Annotated in this window: 15 protein-coding genes; 3 read left to right on the top strand and 12 right to left on the bottom strand. The window is 46.0% G+C overall.

Translation table 11 applies throughout. The annotated features are described in order from the left end of the window. Window positions 1-19: 19 nt before the first annotated feature. The 11 genes from E0D71_RS14660 to nadC form a co-directional block, all read right to left on the bottom strand. Window positions 20-676 carry a HAMP domain-containing sensor histidine kinase gene (locus E0D71_RS14660; RefSeq protein ID WP_133004063.1) on the bottom strand — a complete coding sequence of 219 codons (657 nt, stop codon included), beginning with the start codon at window positions 674-676 and terminating at the stop codon, window positions 20-22. A 2-nt stretch (window positions 677-678) separates the two neighbouring features. Next, complete coding sequence (locus tag E0D71_RS14655) at window positions 679-1890, bottom strand: tetratricopeptide repeat-containing response regulator (protein ID WP_133004062.1); 1212 nt, start codon at window positions 1888-1890, stop codon at window positions 679-681. Window positions 1891-1919: 29 nt separating this feature from the next. Next, window positions 1920-2126: a DNA gyrase inhibitor YacG gene (yacG, locus tag E0D71_RS14650; protein WP_133004061.1), complete on the bottom strand. Its 207-nt coding sequence runs from the start codon at window positions 2124-2126 to the stop codon at window positions 1920-1922. A gap of 4 nt (window positions 2127-2130) precedes the next feature. Then, the gene (gene coaE / locus E0D71_RS14645) at window positions 2131-2751 is read right to left on the bottom strand and encodes a dephospho-CoA kinase (RefSeq protein WP_133004060.1); all 621 of its coding nucleotides are present in this window, start codon (window positions 2749-2751) and stop codon (window positions 2131-2133) included. Continuing rightward, window positions 2748-3542: an A24 family peptidase gene (locus E0D71_RS14640; protein ID WP_133004059.1), complete on the bottom strand. Its 795-nt coding sequence runs from the start codon at window positions 3540-3542 to the stop codon at window positions 2748-2750. The genes coaE and E0D71_RS14640 overlap by 4 nt, the downstream gene beginning before the upstream one ends. Then, a complete protein-coding gene (locus E0D71_RS14635) occupies window positions 3542-4594 on the bottom strand; it encodes a type II secretion system F family protein (RefSeq protein WP_133004058.1) in 1053 nt (350 codons plus the stop codon). Before E0D71_RS14635 ends, E0D71_RS14640 begins: the two co-directional genes overlap by 1 nt. After that, window positions 4581-5531: an ATPase, T2SS/T4P/T4SS family gene (locus E0D71_RS14630; protein WP_133004057.1), complete on the bottom strand. Its 951-nt coding sequence runs from the start codon at window positions 5529-5531 to the stop codon at window positions 4581-4583. The genes E0D71_RS14635 and E0D71_RS14630 overlap by 14 nt, the downstream gene beginning before the upstream one ends. Before the next feature lie 2 nt (window positions 5532-5533). Further along, window positions 5534-5980 carry a pilin gene (locus E0D71_RS14625; protein ID WP_133004056.1) on the bottom strand — a complete coding sequence of 149 codons (447 nt, stop codon included), beginning with the start codon at window positions 5978-5980 and terminating at the stop codon, window positions 5534-5536. Window positions 5981-6258: 278 nt separating this feature from the next. Then, window positions 6259-8364, bottom strand: a complete 2106-nt coding sequence (gene pta / locus E0D71_RS14620) for a phosphate acetyltransferase (protein ID WP_133004055.1) — start codon at window positions 8362-8364, stop codon at window positions 6259-6261. 41 nt (window positions 8365-8405) lie between these two features. Beyond that, window positions 8406-9590 (bottom strand): acetate kinase, encoded by a 1185-nt coding sequence (locus E0D71_RS14615; protein WP_133004054.1) that lies wholly within the window; start codon window positions 9588-9590, stop codon window positions 8406-8408. A 10-nt stretch (window positions 9591-9600) separates the two neighbouring features. Further along, window positions 9601-10446: a carboxylating nicotinate-nucleotide diphosphorylase gene (gene nadC, locus E0D71_RS14610; protein WP_133004079.1), complete on the bottom strand. Its 846-nt coding sequence runs from the start codon at window positions 10444-10446 to the stop codon at window positions 9601-9603. A gap of 933 nt (window positions 10447-11379) precedes the next feature. Here nadC and aceE point away from each other — a divergent pair. Both aceE and aceF read left to right on the top strand, forming a co-directional pair. Continuing rightward, window positions 11380-14046, top strand: coding sequence for a pyruvate dehydrogenase (acetyl-transferring), homodimeric type (gene aceE, locus E0D71_RS14605; RefSeq protein WP_133004053.1), 2667 nt, complete (start codon window positions 11380-11382; stop codon window positions 14044-14046). Between the two features lie 89 nt (window positions 14047-14135). Further along, entirely contained in the window at window positions 14136-16085 is a 1950-nt protein-coding gene (gene aceF / locus E0D71_RS14600; protein WP_133004052.1) for a pyruvate dehydrogenase complex dihydrolipoyllysine-residue acetyltransferase, read from the top strand. Between the two features lie 119 nt (window positions 16086-16204). Here aceF and E0D71_RS14595 read toward each other — a convergent pair whose 3' ends face one another. Further along, window positions 16205-17356 (bottom strand): patatin-like phospholipase family protein, encoded by a 1152-nt coding sequence (locus E0D71_RS14595; RefSeq protein WP_133004051.1) that lies wholly within the window; start codon window positions 17354-17356, stop codon window positions 16205-16207. Window positions 17357-17862: 506 nt separating this feature from the next. Here E0D71_RS14595 and E0D71_RS14590 point away from each other — a divergent pair. Continuing rightward, window positions 17863-20010 (top strand): methyl-accepting chemotaxis protein, encoded by a 2148-nt coding sequence (locus E0D71_RS14590; RefSeq protein ID WP_133004050.1) that lies wholly within the window; start codon window positions 17863-17865, stop codon window positions 20008-20010.

The raw sequence follows: 20010 nt of genomic DNA, 5'->3' as shown, positions 1-20010 counted from the left end.
GACAGCCGATGAAAGCGATTTATTGAGGCAGATAAATCGCGAGTTTTGCACCGCCTAATGATGTGGATTGCTCTTTTTTGATATAACCCTCCGCCTCATTGCACACATGAGCGTTGGCAGACAGCTGGGCAAAATAAAGCCCCAATCCCGTGTTGGAGTTCAGGGTATCTTCGTCTTCTGGTGTGGCTTTAAAGCCTTGGCCATCGTCTTCAACGCTGATCACCAAAAAGTTTTTTTCGATGCTGGCGTGGATTTCAATTTTGGATTTCGCGAAGCGCAGTGCATTGTAGACAGCGGTTCCCACGACCGCGGTCATTAAGCGTTCATCGAAAGTACCGGTTAGACTCTTTTCACAGTGATAGCTTAGATCAAGGTGTTTGGCATTAGCGGACGCTAATAATGCGAACACTTGGTCGTCTAAAAACTCATCCAGTAAAAAAGTGTCTACGTGCAGCTCATAACCATTAGATGCGAGTCTGTAGAGATAAAGATATTCCACCCATTCGTCGTTTAGCTTTTTAAGCGACTCTTCAATCATGGTGACTTTAGATTCGTTAGCATTATTGCTTGGTAGCGCTTCCTTGAGGCCTTGCAGTTGATAAAGAAGAGTGCCTACTTGGTTTTTGCTTTCATGTATGGCGCTGGCAAGAATTGTGCTTATGTCCATCTTTTTCATGATTAACCTTCAAGAACGAGTTTATAGTGGGTGTTTTGCTGATTGGTCGGAGCCAGTGCTATGCCTGTTTCCACATCACGAATCCATAGCTGAAGAGTGTTCTTCGCATTGTTGGGGTCTTTGCTGTTAAGGTAAATATCAGTCTCATAGGAGTAAGTTTGTGCTCTCACCGCAGGGTCATCAAAAAACAATTGGTGTATTTTTTTCAATGTAGACTGAAACGTTTCTTTCTGGCGTGATGAAAGAGGGGCTTCTTCTGACAGTTTGGCGAAAGTAGAGAGATGATTTAAATATATTTCAGCCGTGTTATAGCAAGAGTGTTTGGCCAGCGATACCGCGCGTCTAAACGCCAATTCCGCGGTATTGTAGTCCTTAATGATTAAACTGAGTTTGCCCAGCTCCATCTGACGTAATAGGTTTTTTGGCGAGCGTTCAATCGCGTCAATTAAAATGGCTTGTGCTGCCGCATTGTCTTTTTGTGCAATTTTAATCTTGGCCAACCAATCATAAGCGCTGACAAAGAAACGGTTGTCGAGCATTAATTGACGGAACTTGCTTTCAGATTGCTCTAGTTGATTAAGGTAGAAGCAGGCTCTGGCTTCACCGAAGACTGCCCAAGGCATTTTTCGATTTTTTAACACGCTCGCAAAAATCTCTTTTGCTTGTCGGTATTCTTTCATCTCTAAGTAGCATTCACCGATGACTCGATGGCATTTTCCTTCTAGAGAAGGGTGCACTTCGATGACCTTATAGGCTTCTTCGATGGCTTTAGGGAAGTCTTTTTTATCAAGTGCAATATTGACCTGTTTTAGTTTGGCTTTCATTTCTAAAAGCTTTCCAAGTCGGCGTTGTAATAGCGCTTGTGAAAAAGGTTTGGTAATATAACCATCCGGCTGAAATTCAATTGCACCCATCACCATTTCAATCGAGGTTTCGGCGGTAACCATTAAATACGTTGCGGTATTTGGGATAAGTTTGGAATGTCGTACTTCTTCAAGTAGCTGCTGACCATCTTTGCCATTGCCTAGATTGTAATCCGATAGAATAAGGTCAAAAGATTGTGTTTTAAGTAGATCGATAGCCGTTTCCGCTTTCATGGCGATATCAATCGATTGGAAACCAAAGTCGGTTAGCATCTTTTTTTGCATTATTCTGGCTTCGGCCATGTCTTCTATGAGCAAGGCTTTGTGGCTTGAGAAATCAGTCAGTCCCATTGTAGATAATCCGTATCTTATTAGTTAAGTTAGAGAAACGACTTATTAGGGTCCATCGCTAAGTCCTCAGAAAAAATATCGTCTTCCTCTGAGGTTTGTTGTGGAATCGCATAGCTTTCACTTGCCCATTCCCCTAGATCGATTAGCTTGCATTTTGCACTGCAAAAAGGTCTGTCTTTGTTTTCTTCGGACCAAGGCGTTTTCTTTTGGCAAGTAGGGCAGGCAATCAGGGTCATTCTTTTAATCTCTTACATTCAATCGTTCTAAAATACACTGGTTTAATTCCATGACTTTATCATCTAAGTCAATCAAATTGCTATCGTTTTTAAGGATAAAGTCCGCTTGTTTTAATCGTTCTGAATTGCTTATCTGGGCATTAATAATGCTTTGAGCTTGCTCTTCAGTGCTGTCATCTCGGTGAATAATGCGCTTTATTTGTAGCGCTTTAGGAACGTCAATGGCAATCACGAGTTGGCAGATTTTATGTTGGCCAGTTTCGAACAACAGAGGGTGCACCAATAACACATAAGGAGAAGAGGCTTTGGCCAGTTGTTCGGCGATGGATTGTTTAATCTTTGGGTGTGTAATGGACTCAAGCCAGCGCCTTTCGTCTGGGTGCTTAAAGACAATGTCGCGCAGGGCTTTACGGTCTAAATTGCCATCGGTTAATAGAATGTTGGCGCCAAAGCGCGCTACGATTTGGTTAAGGCAGTCTGATCCTGGAAGGACAACTTCACGGGCAACGTCATCCGCGTCGACGCTTTGAATACCAAGTGCGTTGAAGCGTTGAGTCACGGTGGTTTTGCCTGACCCTATGCCGCCAGCAAGCCCAACAATGGGCGATAAATGATTCTGTTTCATAAGTGAATGCAATAAAAGTGGGCGATGCCTGAAATGACTAAAAAAGGGCCAAACGGTATGTTTTGCCTGCCTGTCTTATAATAAATAGCGGTATATACAATACCTAAAAGGCTGGCATACAAAAGAATAGAGAATAACGATTCCATGTATGTCCAAGCGCCTAGCGCTGCAAGCAGTTTTGCATCGCCAAGTCCAATGCCTTCTCTGTTTCGATAATAAAGATAGCACTCTCTAAGCAGGGCAACAATCGCATATCCCAACAAGACCCCTAAAATAGACGCATCTAGATTAGGGGTGCCTATGTTTAGCGCTAAAGCGGCTGCGATGGCAAGGCCGCTGCATTCATTTGGAATGAGTCTGTGCTGGTAATCAATAATGGCCGCGCTGAGCAGTGCACTGATAATAACGGTGTTAAGAATCAGCTCATAAAGACTGAGCGGTAACCACAGAAGAGGAAGCCCTGTGATCAAAAACAGTATTTCGATGCGCCAATAATAGGCTGAAATTGCCTTGGCGCAATAGCGGCATTGCCCCTTTAAATAACAATAGCTAAACAGAGGGATTGTGTCTTTCCAGCCTAGGGTGTGATGACAATGGGGGCAGTAGGAGCGTCCAAAGACACTGTTTTTGGGCGGTGTTTTTATAAAATTAAGAGAGAGCAGCTCATGGGCTTCTTTTTCGGCTAAGTAGAGATTAACGGCAGGCCAGCGAATGGAAAACAGCGCCGCAAAACTACCAAGACACAGTAAGCTGAACGCATACAGCGCTACTGATAATAGCGTGAGCGTCATTAAGACAGTGCCAATAAAGGTTGGTAGATGGACAATAACGCGGACACAACAAAGCCTGCGGCAATAAAAAGACAGCAGGCAGGGACGATCTTTTCAAACCAATAAATCACCTGCTGGCATTGTCGTTCATGCTCTTGTGCTGCCAATGTTAGGGCCCTGTCGATGTCCCCATTTTGACTGGCGGCATCGAGTGCTAAAGCGGATTCTTTGGGAAACCAACTTGTGGGAAAGCTAGTTTGGTAGCTGTTGCCGAGTTGTAACGAGTAGTAAGTAAAAAGAATCTCTTCCTTTAATGTGGCGTGATTAAAGTGCAGAGGCATTTTGTACAGTGCTTGCTGCAAGGGCTTGCCTGTTTTACGGCTGGCGTTCAATAACGCCAATAACTTTGTTAAGCGAAAGCTTGCGTTGAAAGTCTCAAACCAGTTACTGGCGTTTCCATTGATGAAATTGATCACTATTATGGCTTGGACAAAGCTCGTTATTAAATACATGCTTGTGTTGAGTAGTAGATTAGAAGGGGCGTCAGTGCTGGCAAACAGGCTATGAAGCAAATTGATTGCCAGCGCGACCTGCATGATAAAAAAGGGGTAGGTAATGCCTTTTAACAGTTTTGCAGACCACGCGAGAAGCGACGTAAGTTGTTCTATTGAGGTTTTAATGCTTTGCTCGCAATCTTCTCTTGAGCCATCGCTAACGATGAGTTGGCAGTAAGGCTGGCAGCGTTGATTTGAGAGTCTCGATAAAATAGTGTTAAAGGCTTCTCCGGTATGCAGCTCATGGCAGATCGCCAAGCAGTTTTTATTTAAGATTGGGTTACTGGAGGACTCAGAAAGGCTGTGTATTGCTTCGTTAAGTTGCAGTCCATTTTGCAGTGCACTGTTAATTTCAGTGAAAAAGAGAAGCAAGGTTTTGTAGTTGAAGTGTCGTGGTGTATAGCGTCGACAATCTATATTCCATTGCCCTAACGACACATAATGCAGTAACAAACGGTGTTCTGATACGGCGTATCGATAGTAAGTCGTGCCATCAAATTTGACGCTAAACCAAGGCATCTGCTCCCCCTGAGTTTTTATGGCTATACGCCTGCCACAATGAAGGGGTAGCAATAAGTTGCTGGTAATCTATTGGCAAGGTTTCTTTCCACAAAGGCAACAAGCCACTAAACAGCGCACTTTGACTGCTGGAGCGGTATTCCATGGCTTGGTGGATGATCAGCTTGAGGGAGCTGACAAGTGAAAAAAAGTCGACTTGCCAGCTGCGGCAGCGATGGATCGCATCCAGCGTAGAATTCGTATGCAAAGTGGCTAACACTAGGTGGCCTGTTAACGATGCATTAATCGCAAGATTGGCGGTTTCTGCGTCCCTGATTTCCCCCACCATAATGATGTCTGGGTCTTGTCGTAAAAACGCTTTTAGCAGATGGATGGCATTGAGGCCGATTTCTGGCTTTGGTTCACATTGAAAGAGTCCGCTTATTTCATGCTCTACTGGGTCTTCAATGGTAAAAATAGTGCGTTTCTCATTGTTCAAATAATCTAAACAAGAATAAAGCGTTGTGCTTTTGCCCGCGCCAGTCGCCCCGCAGACGAGAATTAATCCATTTGGCTTTTCCAATTGATTGACCAGCTGTACTTGCAAAGAATCGGGCAGTCCTATGCTATCAAGGTTGAAGCGTGTTTTTTCGGGCAGCAGACGTAATGCAACTTTTTCTCCTTTTATGGTGGCGATAAGGCTTACGCGAACAAACGTCGTTTGTTGTTGGTAGGTAAAACTGAATTGGCCTTCTTGAGTTCTGCGCGTTTCAGACAGGTCTAAGTTGGCTCGCATTTTAATACGATTGATCAATGGATTGTCTGCCCCTAAGTTCGCCAGTACGTGAATGACGCCATATTGTCGTGTATTGACATGGATGCCAGCGGCAGTTTGTTCTATGTGTATGTCACTGGCAGCAAGCTTGATGGCACTGGCTAAAATCTCCTCTAAAGTCATGACTATTCGACCTCTACCGTGCTGCATTGCGGGGGAAGGAGCTTACTGTCTAAATCGGAGACGCATTGCCAATCATTGCTGTCATCTCTGCTGTATTTGAAATAGTTCCCCTCGCTAATGCCGGTGTCGCTGTTGAGTGTCACAGTCACACTGCCAGTGCCTTCTTCTTGATCGCTTACCGCAATACTTTTCACAATAGAATCGCTTGCGACCGTGGGCGCTATGGCAGCGAACTCAGTGGTGGATGGGAAGGTCCCGTTGAGCAGAATGTACTCCTCAATAAACGATTGACTTTGGGTGGCTATATTTTGAGCTTCAACCAGTTTTGCTTTTGTGATTTGACGGGTAAACGTTGGGGCGGTGATGGCGGCAAGAATAGAAATAATGGCAATGACAACCATTAATTCCAATAGCGTAAATCCACCTTGATGGGCGCGTAGACGGTTCATTTCTTCACTCCTTGAAGAGGGTAAGGGACGTTAGCTTCCTGCTAATCGTTAATAAAACACTAGCCTATTTGTGGAATAACACCACTTGCTTGTGTGAATTTTTGCAATCAAATGGACGCGCTAGAAACGCTGAGGGTCGGCTAAGGAAAGACAGGCATTAAAAAACGAGAGAGATCAGCAGATAAAAAAATAACCTGATGAAATGGCTTTCATCAGGTTATGGGAAGGCGTTAGCCTATTTCTGTGGCATTCAATCACCAGCCATCATCGATGGCAGGTTATGCGTTGCCTTGGTTGGTTTGGCCAGCTTGAATGGCCGTAATCGCAATGGTGTAGACTATGTCATCCACCAAGGCGCCACGAGACAAATCATTAACGGGTTTGCGGATGCCTTGCAGCATTGGGCCGATACTGACTACGTCTGCGCTTCGTTGCACGGCTTTATAGGTGGTATTTCCTGTGTTGAGGTCAGGGAAGATAAACACGGTTGCCTTGCCTGCTACCTTGCTATTAGGCGCTTTCTGTTTGGCGACTTTTTCCATGATGGCGGCGTCGTATTGCAAAGGCCCATCAATCAGCAAATCTGGGCGGCGCTGTTGTGCAATCGCGGTTGCTTCTCGCACTTTATCCACATCATTGCCGCTACCAGAACCACCGGTGCTGTAACTGATCATGGCGACTTTTGGCGCAATACCAAACGCGGTAGCGGAATCGGCGCTTTGAATTGCAATTTCAGCGAGCTGTTCGGCCGTAGGGTCTGGATTGATCGCGCAATCACCGTAAACAAGTACTTGATCTGGTAAGCACATAAAGAAAACGGAAGAGACTAGCGACGCAGTTTTTGATGTTTTAATGAGCTGTAGGGCAGGACGTATGGTATTGGCGGTGGTGTGGATCGCACCAGACACAAGACCATCAACATCGTTGGTTTGCAGCATCATGGTACCGAGCACCACATTGTCTTCGAGTTGCTCTCTGGCAATGATGTCAGTCAGTCCGCGATGTTTGCGCAGCTCAACCATAGGAGCAACATAACGTTCACGAATGCTCTCAGGGTCTAAGATTTCGACGCCATGGCTAAGCTCAATGCCGTTATTTTGTGCAATACGAAGAATTTCAGCTTCTTTGCCTAATAACGTACAGCGTGCAATGCCACGCTCAGCGCAAATGGACGCCGCTTGTATCGTGCGAATTTCTTCACCTTCAGGAAGAATGATTCGCTTGTTGAGGGATCGAGCTTGCTCTATTAAGCGATAACGGAACGCTGGGGGAGACAGCTTTCTTTCTTCTTGGTTCATCGCAAAAGAATTGACCCAGTCATGATCAATACAGCGGGCAATGTGTTCTTTAACGGTCAATATGCGTTCTTTGTCGTCCAAGGGGATTTCTTGGTTAAACGACTGCATGGTGATCGCCGTTTCCCAGCTATTGGTCGTCACAGAAAGCACTGGCAAGCCTTTCGCCATGGCTTTGCCACACAAGACCATTAGTGCGTCACTAGGCTGATAGCCACCGGTTAATACCAGAGCGGCGATTTTAGTGTCGTTAAGCGCGGCAATGGCGGTCGCCATGATGATGTCGGTACGATCCCCAGGGGTGAATACCAGAACACCTGGACGCAGAGCTTCCAGCATGTTTTCAACGCCACGGGCGCACAAAGTGTAGGACTGAACACGTCGCGATTCCATCTCGCCAGCGTTGACTATTTTGGCTTGTAAAAAGTCTGCAACGTCTTTGACTCGCGGGTAGGTGAGTTCTTCAGAAACGGGAATTTGCCCTAGAAGACTGAAGTTGCGTTTAAAAATACCGCGCTGAGCAAATAAGTCACCATAGGATTTAACGCCTAATGAACCCGGAGTGGTTTTGTTTAAAATGCAGCCAATGACGTCAGGGGCTTTAATGCCACCGTAGGACCCAGCGGCAATTTCAACGTGATGCTCAAGTTCGTTCACGCGCATATTATTAGGGGCGGTGACCAGCACTAAGCCTGCATCAAGGGTTCGCGCAATGGCTTTGTTCAAGCGGGTTGCATAAGGGTGCCCTGAGATAAGCGCAAGACCTTCGACGATGACGGTGGAATCTGGCTCTACGCTGGCTTGGAAGCGACCAACGATTTCTTCCATTAACTCTTCGATATTGTCGTTGTATAGGTATCGTTCGGCCTCATGCAAGGGAATTGGCTCGGCCGGTGTGAGCGTTGATCCTTGTGCGACCATTGCGGTTGATTTGTCTGGGCCGCTATCGCCTGGGTGTGGCTGGGCGATGGGTTTGAAAAAACTCGCTTTCAAACCTTGTTGCTCTAGGGCACGAACCAGTCCAACAGAGACGGATGTTAAACCAACACCGGGTCCGGTCGGTACTGTCATTAACACGTTTGTCGACATAATTAAGGGGTCCTACTTGTACGAGTGTTGGTTAATATAAATTATTGACGAATTAAGTGGATGGTATCCAAAGCAATCATAAGTTCTTCGTTGGTTGGGATGATCCAGACTTTGACATGACTCTGTTTTGACTCAATGCTCATCGTCGCCCCCCGTAAAGAGTTTTTATCACCATCAATGTAAATATTAAAGGCTTTTAATTGTTGGCATATGGCCGCGCGAACATAGGAGGAATTTTCACCAATGCCACCGGTAAAGACCAAATGATCAATGCTGTCGAGAGTGGTGGCGGCGCTAACAAGGTATTTGGCGGTTCGGATGGCAAACATATCCAGCGCTAATTTGGCTTGTTCATTGCCCAGTGCCATGGCTTCTTCTAAGGTTCGGCAATCATTGGACAGTTCGGAGATGCCCAGCAAACCGCTTTTTTTGTTCAATACATCCAATGCGTCGGCCGAGGAAATGCCTTCCGCTTCAGCAATAAAAGAAAGCAGGCTTGGGTCTAAACTGCCACAGCGCGTCCCCATCATAAGGCCTTCAAGTGGCGTAATCCCCATGCTGGTGTCTGTGGATTGGCCTTTATTGATTGCGCAGGTGCTGGCGCCGTTGCCTAAATGCGCGACAAGCACACCTTGTTGTAGGCTGTTTGGTTCAAGTTCTGCCAAACGGCGGCTAATGTAGCGATAGCTGGTGCCATGAAAACCGTATTTGCGAAAGTGGTGCTGTCGATACAGTGCCATAGGAATCGGGTAAAGGTACTGTTCCGCTGCGAGCGTTTGGTGGAACGCGGTATCAAACACGGCAACTTGCGGTATGCCCGGGAAGAGTTCAATGGCCACATTCATGCCGATAATATGAGCTGGGCTGTGTAAGGGCGCAAAATTCGCGCATTCAGCAATGCCGTCTATGACAGATTGGTCAATCAGCACAGATTGACTAAAGGTCTCGCCACCATGTACGACCCGGTGACCAATCCCTGTTAGGCTGTCCAAAATAGCCGGTCTGTCACTTAACCACTTTTTGATTTCGGCGACGGCGCTCTTATGAGTGCCTTCTTTAAGGTGGATAGACTCTTTGTTGCCGTCTTTTTTAAACGTAAGAGTGCTGTTGGTATAGCCGAGTCTATCGGCAATGCCTTCGAGCAATACGGATTGTCCTTCGTCACACAGAACAGCAAATTTCAGAGAAGAGCTGCCGCAATTAATGACTAATATACTGTCGCTCATCATATGTTCCTTATTTATGGACTCGAAGAGAGAGGTCGATGGCTTGAACGTGTTTGGTGAGGGCGCCAATGGAAACATAATCCACCCCTGTTTGGGCAACCCGTTTTAGCTTTTCTTGATCCATGTTACCAGATGCTTCAAATTTTACTTGTCCTTTAAAGCGGGTGACAGCGGTTGCCATGTCTTCATAGGAAAAGTTGTCCAACATAATAATGTCGGCGCCAGCCTCCACGGCTAGGGCAACCTCTGCCAAGCTTTCTGTTTCCACTTCGATGGTTTTGCCTGGCGCAATTTGCTTGGCCATGTTGACCGCATTGGTGATCGAGCCTGCTGCCATAATGTGGTTTTCTTTGATCAAGAAGGCATCAAAAAGTCCAATTCTGTGATTTTGTGCACCGCCGACTTTAACCGCGTATTTTTGTGCGCTGCGTAAGCCTGGTAGCGTCTTTCGTGTATCAAGAATAGTAAGGTTCGTGGCCGCGACATCTTCTGCGTATTGACGTGCAATGGTAGCGGTATAGGACAAGGTCTGAATGAAATTCAATGCCGTGCGCTCGCCCGTTAAAATAGTACGAGCGTGGCCTTTTAGTGTTAAAAAAGGTTGGTTTGCGGTTAGTTGATCACCGTCGTTGGCGTGCCATTCTAGCGTCACATCATGACCGAGCTGTTTGAAAACCTCGTTTACCCAGTCTTGGCCACATAAGACAGCAGATTCTCTGGAGATGACTGACGCCGTAATCTCATGGTCATCTGGAATAAGTTGGGCGGTAATGTCACCCGCACCTACGTCTTCTTTTAAAGCAAAAGTGACGTTCGATGTCATGTGCTCGAGTGAATCTGCATTCAACAGTGTCATGTTATTTCCTATTCTAATGTCGAGAAAGTGCCCATTGTAGCGATAATCTAAGAAGTCGTCAGTGTGAGAAGCGCCCACTTGTGCAATTTTCATGGATATTCAAATGATGAAAAGGCGAATTAAGTGAATTAGTAAAATAAAAGGGGGCAATGGGCAGTGGAGAGAAAGGAAAGATTGGTTATAAAGTGTTCTATTTATTGTTGAGAAGGCAAAAGCGCAACAAAGCGATCGTTATAAAAAAGACAGAATCGTTTAATAAATGATCGCCTTTGGCCTAAATAGATTTTGCTTATGATTGGGATATTCTTTGTGAATGGTTCCCTTGGCGCCCAGTATTTTAAAGGGCTTGCTGAGTGGCCTTAGTCAAAAAAAGGCCACTATTGCTGAATGTGCGAGCTTTTTATAGTGGGGAAGTTATTCAATCTTGAGGTAGGTGTCTAGGCGATTTCGCGATTAGGTGTTAACCTTACGCCTGATTTGAATACCTATAAAGGAAGAGTGAACCACCGATTTGCCCACTATCTGGCAAATCGAAATAGGGAATGCGTTTGCAGATGACTATTTTGACAACGACAAACAATGTGGTGAACAGTTTATTGAACTTTCTATGATCACTCTGCAAAACGGGGTGTTAATTTCATAGTAAGGGAATTAAGGGCTTAGTAGATATAGGCCCATATGGAAACGAACCTACCAATTTCTTTTTGGTAGTCGAGTGGACAGCAAATTCTAAAATAATAACAACGCTGTCTAGATAAAGAGAAAAAACGATACCGATAAACAAAGGTCAGGTATCGCTTTTTCTCGTGTCGGCTGGTTTTTATAGTGTTATTAATATAAATTCCGCTGGTTCGTTTAAGTCGCCTCCAAGGTAAACAATAAAAGTCCTTGGTAGGTTTGAGATCTGTCCTAATAGCGGGGGTTATTAACACTATGACGGAGCAGCATATCCTCGAAGATATCGATCCGATCGAAACAAAAGAATGGGTTGATGCAATCGAGTCTGTCCTTCGAGAAGAAGGTCCTGATCGCGCACGATACATTTTGGATCGTTTGACAAAAGAGGCTGCGAAAGCAGGCACAGCAATGCCAGCCTCCATTACAACGTCTTACCGTAACACTATCGCTCCTCAAAATGAGAAGCCGTTACCGGGAGATTTGTTTATGGAGCGTCGCATTCGTTCCATAATCCGTTGGAATGCACTGGCAATGGTAATGAAAGCAAACCGTGAAGATTCCACTCTTGGCGGTCATATTACCAGCTTCTCTTCAGCAGCAACGCTTTATGACATTGGCTTCAACCACTTTTTCCGTGGTTCAGACAGTGAGCAAGAAGCGGACATGGTTTTCTTCCAAGGTCATATTTCTCCAGGCATCTACGCTCGATCTTACATCGAAGGGCGTTTGACTGAAGAGCAACTTGATAACTTCCGTCGTGAAGTAGATGGGAAAGGACTTTCTTCTTACCCACACCCTTGGTTAATGCCTGATTACTGGCAGTTCCCGACCGTTTCTATGGGTCTTGGGCCACTACAAGCGATCTACCAAGCGCACGTTATGAAATACCAACATAGCCGTGGTTTGATTGATCAAGGTGACCGTAAGGTTTGGGCGTTCCTAGGTGATGGTGAGTGTGATGAGCCAGAATCTTTGGGTGCCATTGCACTTGCTGGTCGCGAAAAACTAGACAACCTTATCTTTGTCATCAACTGTAACTTGCAGCGCCTTGACGGTCCTGTTCGTGGTAATGGCAAGATTGTCCAAGAATTAGAAGGCGTGTTCCGTGGAGCAGGCTGGAATGTTGTTAAATGCTTATGGGGCCGCCATTGGGATGCTCTGTTTGAAAAAGACGACAAAGGCTTGTTGGCAAAACGTATGGATGAGGTTTGCGATGGCGAACTTCAGAACTACAAAGCCAATGGTGGCGCCTACACGCGTGAGCATTTCTTCGGTAAATACCCAGAATTGCTAGAGATGGTTAAGGATATGTCTGATGATGACATTATGAACCTTAACCGCGGTGGTCATGACCCTTATAAAGTTTACGCAGCTTACGCTGAAGCGACGACTCATAAAGGTCAACCAACGGTTGTCTTGGCGCAAACCGTTAAAGGTTACGGCATGTTTAAAGCGGCCGAAGCTCAAAACACAGCTCACCAAACGAAGAAACTGGATGAAGAGTCTTTGGCTCAATTCCGTGACAAGTTTGGTATTCCAATCAGCGATGAAGAATTGAAGGATCTGCCTTACTACCGCCCAGCGGAAGACAGCCCTGAAATGAAATACTTACGTGCGCGTCGTAAAGAGCTGCACGGAGATTTCCCGGTTCGTCGTCGTGATTGTGAAGCGCTTGAAGTGCCTTCATTGGATGCGTTTAAAGCACAAATTGCCGGCACAAAAGGTCGTGAAATTTCTACGACTATGGCGTTTGTACGTGCCTTAAACGTGATGGTGAAAGACAAGGCCATTGGTGAACGTGTTGTGCCAATCGTAGCGGATGAAGCGCGTACTTTCGGTATGGAAGGTATGTTCCGTCAGTTGGGTATTTACTCTTCTGAAGGTCAGCGTTACACGCCACATGATCACACTCAAGTTATGTATTATAAAGAGTCTGCTCAAGGTCAAATTCTTCAAGAAGGGATCAATGAGCCTGGCGCATTCTCTGCATGGTTGGCTTTGGCTACCTCTTACAGTAACAGCAATCTGCCGATGATTCCTGTGTACATCTACTACTCAATGTTTGGTTTCCAACGTGTTGGTGACTTGGCTTGGGCAGCGGGTGATTCACAAGCTCGAGGCTTCTTGATTGGTGCTACTGCAGGTCGTACTACGCTGAACGGTGAAGGTCTACAGCACGAAGATGGGCATTCTCATATTCAAGCTGGCTTGATTCCTAACTGTGTCTCTTATGACCCAACGTACTCATATGAAGTGGCTGTTATCGTTCAAGATGGCTTGCGTCGTATGTACAAAGAGAAAGAAAGTGTTTTCTATTACCTAACCGTAATGAATGAAAACTACGCTCATGAAGACATGCCAGAAGGTGTCGAAGACGGCATCATCAAAGGGATGTACAAGCTGAAATCTCATGAGAAGAAAGCCAATAAGAAACAAGTTCAATTGCTTGGTTCTGGCGTTATTCTTCGTGAAGTAGAAGCGGCGGCTGAAATTCTCTTTAATGATTACGGTGTTAACTCTGATATCTGGAGTGTGACCTCTTTCAATGAATTGCGCCGTGAAGGTTTAGACGCAAGTCGTTGGAATATGCTTCACCCAGAAAGCGAGCCGCGTCAGTCATACGTAGAATCTTGCTTGGCAGACAAAGGTCCTGTGATTGCCTCTACAGACCACGTTAAATTGTTTGCTGATCAAATTCGCCCATTCATGAAAGGTACGTATAACGTGCTTGGTACAGACGGTTTTGGTCGAAGTGATACGCGCGCTAAATTGCGTCATTTCTTCGAAATCAACCGCTACTGGGTCGTTGTATCTGCTTTGAGTGCATTGGCGAAAGACGGTGTAATTGATGCATCTGTAGTTAGCGAAGCAATTGCTAAATTTGGTCTAGATCCAGAGAAGCCAAACCCAGTTACTTGCTAATTATAAACAAGCTAGGTACCAGACTTGAGCCTTGCTCAAGTCTGGTTAGTCATTCAGTTTGATGCGTCTATATGACAAAGGAGATTTCCGTGAGTACTGAAATCATTCGAGTACCGGATATTGGTGGTGCAGCTGATGTTGATGTTATCGAGATCAGTGTAAAAGTTGGTGACATCGTAGAAGTTGACCAATCTATTATTGTATTGGAGACGGACAAAGCGTCTATGGACGTTCCTTCTCCGATCGCGGGTAAAGTAGTCAGTATTTCTGTTCAAGAAGGCGATCAGGTTTCAGAAGGTTCTGAAGTCTTAGTTCTTGAAGTAGAAGGTGCTGAGGCTGCGCCAGCGAAAGCAGACGAGCCGGCAGAAGAAGCGAAAGCTGAGCCAGCACCGCAGGCCGCGCCACAAGCCGCTGCCGCAACGTCTAGCAGTGAAGAAAAAGTCTCTGTGCCAGATATTGGTGGCGCAACAGACGTTGAAGTCATTGAGATTTGTGTTGCCGAAGGCGATACCGTCGCAGAAGGTGACTCTTTAATCGTTCTTGAAACGGATAAAGCGTCGATGGACATTCCTGCTCCATTCAGCGGTAAAGTTGGCAAAATCCTGCTTAGCGTAGGGGACACCGTATCTGAAGGTTCAGATATGTTGGTCATTACCACTGAGACGGCGGCAGAAGTACAGCCAGCTGCAGCGGCACCTGCTGAAGAAGCAAGCGCGGCTGCACCTGTTGTTGAAGCGACTCAAGAAACCATTGCTGGTGGTGTTGAAACCGTAAATGTACCTGATATTGGTGGTGCAGAAGGGGTTGAGATCATTGAAGTAGCGGTTGCAGTGGGAGATTCTGTCAACGAAGGCGATTCTATTATCGTGCTCGAGACAGATAAAGCTTCTATGGAAATTCCTTCACCTAAAACAGGTGTTGTGAAATCCATTGCCGTTAAAGAAGGCGATAAAGTGTCTGAAGGGGACTCAATTCTTGATTTAGAATTTGAAGCCACTTCTGCGCCAGCGCCTAAAGCAGCACCAGCTAAGCAAGAAGCGGCACCTGCGCAAGCAGCTGCTCCTAAAGCCGCTCCTGCGGCGGCGAATGTTGATCAAGCTGCGGTTCTAGCGACACCGTCTAAAAATGTACATGCAGGCCCTGCAGTACGTATGTTGGCGCGTGAACTGGGTGTGGAATTGTCTCTTGTTCGTGCGACAGGCCCTCGTGGTCGTATCACGAAAGAAGATCTACACGCTTATGTTAAAGCTGCGGTTCAAAAAGCCGTTTCTGCCCCAGCTGGATCTGCGGTAGCAACAGGTGCAGGCTTGCCAACAGTGCCTGATCAAGACTTTAGTAAGTTTGGCGACATTGACGTTGTTAAAATGAGTAAGATCCAAAAGCTTACCGCCCAAAATATGGTGCGTAATGCTTTGGTTGTTCCTCAGGTAACACAGTTCGATAAAGCTGACATTACGGATCTAGAGTCTTTCCGTAAGGGCTTGAAAGGCGAAATGGAAAAACAAGGTGTTAAATTAACGCCACTTCCATTCCTGATTAAAGCGGTTGCTCAAGCGATGGTGGCAAACCCATCATTCAACGTGTCTTTGATGGCCGATGGCGAAAGCTACGTTCAGAAAAAATACGTGCATATTGGTATCGCGGTAGATTCCCCTGCGGGTCTTGTTGTTCCTGTATTGCGCGATGCAGATAAAAAATCTGTTGTTGAAATTGCTAAAGAAGCCAGTGTTTTGATCAAGAAAGCGTTGGATAAGCAGCTTAAACCAGCTGATATGCAAGGCGGTTGTTTCACTATCTCTAGTCTGGGTGCCATCGGCGGTACAGGTTTCACACCAATTGTGAACTGTCCTGAAGTGGGAATTCTTGGTGTTTCCAAAGCGGACGTTGAGCCACGTTGGAACGGCAAAGAATTTGAGCCTCGCACTATGTTGCCTTTGTGTCTGTCTTATGACCACAGAGCAGTAAATGGTGGTGATGCAGGTCGTTTCATGACCTTCTTGAATTCAATGTTGAGCGATCTTCGTCGTCTTAGCCTTTGATTAAAAGGGCAGATGGTTTATTAAAATAAGCCATCTGAGTTAAGATCACAGATCAATAAAAAGCCGCTTCTAGCGGCTTTTTTTGTTTTTGTCCGACACAGGCATTGATTCTTGAAATGTCATTGTGACGGCGTACCTTCGTGTAAAAAGGCTTGAATGCGATCTTTCTCCCACATGGCATCTTTGTAACCAAGCTCGATCAGTGCTCGACAATATTCTGGGGTAAAGAGCAAGTAGCTGGCGGCAGAGCTGGCATTTTGTGAGATGGAGCCTCCCGTTGCTTTGAGTAGGATACGAACGTTTTTGGGCAACGTGTGTATGTAGTGCTCAGAAATGGCGTTCAGTTCCTCAGAAGGGGAGATGATTAAGGTTTCTGTGGGCAAGGCGTGATGCTGTTTTTTCTCCTCAGGCAAATCACGGATCAGGTTATTCATTATTTCTAGCTGACGAATATCGTCTTCCAAATTGTCGATAAAGGCGCTGTTAAGTAATTGGCCTAGTATTTGCGCCATGCTGGGAGCGTTTGAAGGCTTATCTGTGTGTTTGCTAGACCACTTTTTAGGGCTTCTGTTGCCACTCACACCAATAATAAAAAGTTTCTTGGCGCCCAGTTGCAACGCTGGATAAATGGCGGATTTCTGACGAATGGCGCCGTCGCCGTAATAATGACCTTGTACTTTATGGGCGGGAAAAATGGTTGGAATGGCGCTGGAGGCGAGTAAATGGTCGACCGTGAGCTTGTCGATCATGCCTTTGCGGCGGTTGCCTTGCCATGGCTTTATGTTTCGTTCTGCTTCGAAAAATGTCGTGGATTCGCCAGTGCTGTAGCTCATGGCGGTGACGGCAAGTGCGCTTAGGTGTCCCTGTTTGAGGGCGGTGTCGATATTGGGAAACTCAATGAAGGTTTCCAGCAGCGCTTTTAATGGGGCATTGTCCATTAGGGCGATTGGGCTGTGGCGGTTTTGTAGATGAAAAAGAGCGAGTAATGTTCTGGTCACCGAGCTGGCAATCGGCCAGCGCCCCATTGTGTATATTTGATCAGGGGTAAGATGACGCCAGACAAACGCAAGTTTAGACACCGCTTTGGTAAAGTTGTCCGCGTTGGTGGCTAGCATGGTTGCGTTGAGTGCGCCGGCAGAGGTGCCGCATAAAATTGGAAAGGGCAGTGGGCTGCCTTTTTCCACCATCTTACCTAACGCGGAAAGAACGCCTACTTGGTATGCTGCTCTAGCACCACCTCCGGATAGGATTAAAGCGCGTTTGTCTTCCATAGATGATTACTCTTCTTGTTAAGCGTTCAAGTCGAACTATCGACAACACTAAGTATCGCCAATAAATAGTTAAAATACCTTGTTAGATTAACTATTTAAATAGCTGCGAGAAATCAAGCTTGAACACTTTGCTTTGCATTGGTGCGCATTAAATTTATCGCCCTCCTATTGTGCACCTATGGCGGCTTGAACAAAGGTGAGGCTGCTTTTTATTTGGATTTAAAATGTAAATACAGAAATGGTTGCTCAGATGTAATAAATCGTAAACAAAGTAGGATCCTCTACCCTTGTCAAATTGCTCAGATAACTCTTCTAGTAGTCCCTGTAAAAGCAGTGAGCTTTTACTGTTTAGTCTTTGTTTTTATTTGTTTTTTGTTCGTTTTTTGATCGTTTAAGAGGCCCTTTAGTGTGGCTGTTAAACGCTTAAAATTAGTTGGCATGTAGATTGCCTCTTTACGCTATACAGACAATGACACATTTTTAAGCAGTAGGTGGGAGAGCCAAATATGGCACCGTTGGAAAGCGATAAGATGAATTTAAGTGCGGCTGAAAAGAGCTGGTTGCCTGTTTTTGGATCAACCGGCAAGTTAAAAATGCAATGGAGCTGTTTATTAAATCGAAAATCGCAAGCCAGCGTTGAAAGCACCTTTGAAGGGGTTGCCGCAACCAGGGTTAGGATCTTAACAACTTGGGCGAACACAGTTTGGTCGAGAATGAATCAGGTTGCCCAGCACCAAATCACAGAGATTGATGAGTTGGCGGCTTTCTTGCCCTTGTTAAAGCAAGGCTTACCTGATGCCTCCGAAGTGTTCCTTTGTAATGATCAAGCAGGCTTGGTCGCTTCGACTCATAAAGTAAGAATAGGGACTAAGCACACGCAACTTGATGCCTTTGAGCGGAGTAAAAAGGGGCGTTTTTTGCACGGCCCTTACCCTGATGACATCACCTTAGCGCTTGGCGCTTCGACCTCGAGTTTTCATGACGCCGTCACCTTAATGTTTTATTTGCCGATCGTTTCTCGCAGCAATGTATTTCAAGGTTGCTTGTGTGTCCGGGTGCCGAATGATGTGATTGGTGATCTGATTCAGCGAGAAGCGGGTCATATCTACCATGAGTCTGGTGATAACTATTTGTTCATGGTGTCCTCTGTATTTGATAAGAGCATTCAGAAAGGGGTGGCGTTGTCGCGGTCTCGATTTGAAGACGATGCTTTTTTTCTTGGTGAAAATCTCAAACAAGGTGTGACAACGGCTTTTGGGGTGGTAACGGTTAAGCAGCATACTGAACTTGAATTAAAATTCACCGATCCGGCAACAGGGGAGTTGCACCCAGGGGTTCGAGAGACCATTAAAAATGGCGAAAACCTCTATGTTAAATACCCAGGCTATTCGGATTATCGGCACATACCTGTTATCGGCAAAGGGGTGACGTTCGTCATGCCAGGCTCTGATGATACCTGGGGCATGATGTGCGAGGCGGATTTGGAAGAGGTGTACAGAACGCGGTCTATCTCCTATTCGAATTTTTGTTTATACGCCTTGGTGATGCTTTGTGTTTGTGTATTTCAATACGTTTTAGCCAGTTTCTTCGCGCCAAATACGAGCCTGTATTTTGTATTAAGTCTGATCGGTGGCTTGGGGGCCTTGGTGTGTTTGGATCGTTTGGGAGCGCGGCGAACGGCGAACCAATTAGTTGGCATGACAAAAGTCATCAAAGAGCTTTCTGAAGGCGAAGGCAATCTAACGCAGCGCATGGAACTGAGTCGATTACCAACCAATGAAGTCGGAGAGATGGGGCGTTGGATTAATAGCTTTGTCGATCAATTAGACAGCATAGTTGGTGAGGTGATTGTGTCTGCGAGGGAGGTGAATTCGCTGGCGGATGAAATGCAAAGCTTTAATCGAGAAGCGTTCACGGCTTCTTCTCAAGTTCGTCAAGCCGCCCAAGAATCCTTAACACTGGTCAATCAGCAGGCGGAAGGGGTAGCGGTGGCGTCGCAAACCGCCGAAGAAATGAAACGCAAGATGCAGGAGGCGGTTCAGCAGGCCCATAAACAATACCAAGGCGTGCGCCAAAGCACAGAAACCATTCGCGATGTGGTGCAATCTTCTGCCTCCTCTGTCATGGCATTGAATGACAATGCTTCCAATGTCAGTCGCTTTGTAGAAGAGATTGCCGACATTACCAGCCAAACGAATCTACTGGCGTTAAACGCGGCAATAGAAGCGGCTAGGGCTGGCGAGCATGGTCGCGGTTTTTCTGTCGTTGCCGATGAAGTGCGCGCCTTAGCAGGGCGTACTGCCGCCGCCGCTGCGGACATTGGTAAGGTGGTTGAAGGCATCATGGTGCAAACCAATCAGGCTGTTGAGTATATGGAAGCGGGCGTTCATGAAGTAAACCAAAGCTTGGTGAATAATGAAGTTGCATCAAATGATAGTGAAGCGCTCGCAAAAGTAGCCGATAATATGTTCAATGTGATTGAACTTATTTCTAGCAATAGCCATCAGCATGGTGATCATACTCTCAGTGTTGCCGCTAGCGCTGAACAAATGAGTAACTGTATGCAGCAGTTACAAATGAGTTCTAATCAAGTCAAAAATCGGTCGGCGGACCTATCCACGTTAGTCAGTACGTTTGAAGTGAGCGTCGGTTAA

The sequence above is a fragment of the Marinomonas sp. KMM3893 genome (genome assembly GCF_004352855.1).
Classification (GTDB): domain Bacteria; phylum Pseudomonadota; class Gammaproteobacteria; order Pseudomonadales; family Marinomonadaceae; genus Marinomonas; species Marinomonas arenicola.
This window is presented reverse-complemented; position numbering and strand designations above follow the sequence as displayed.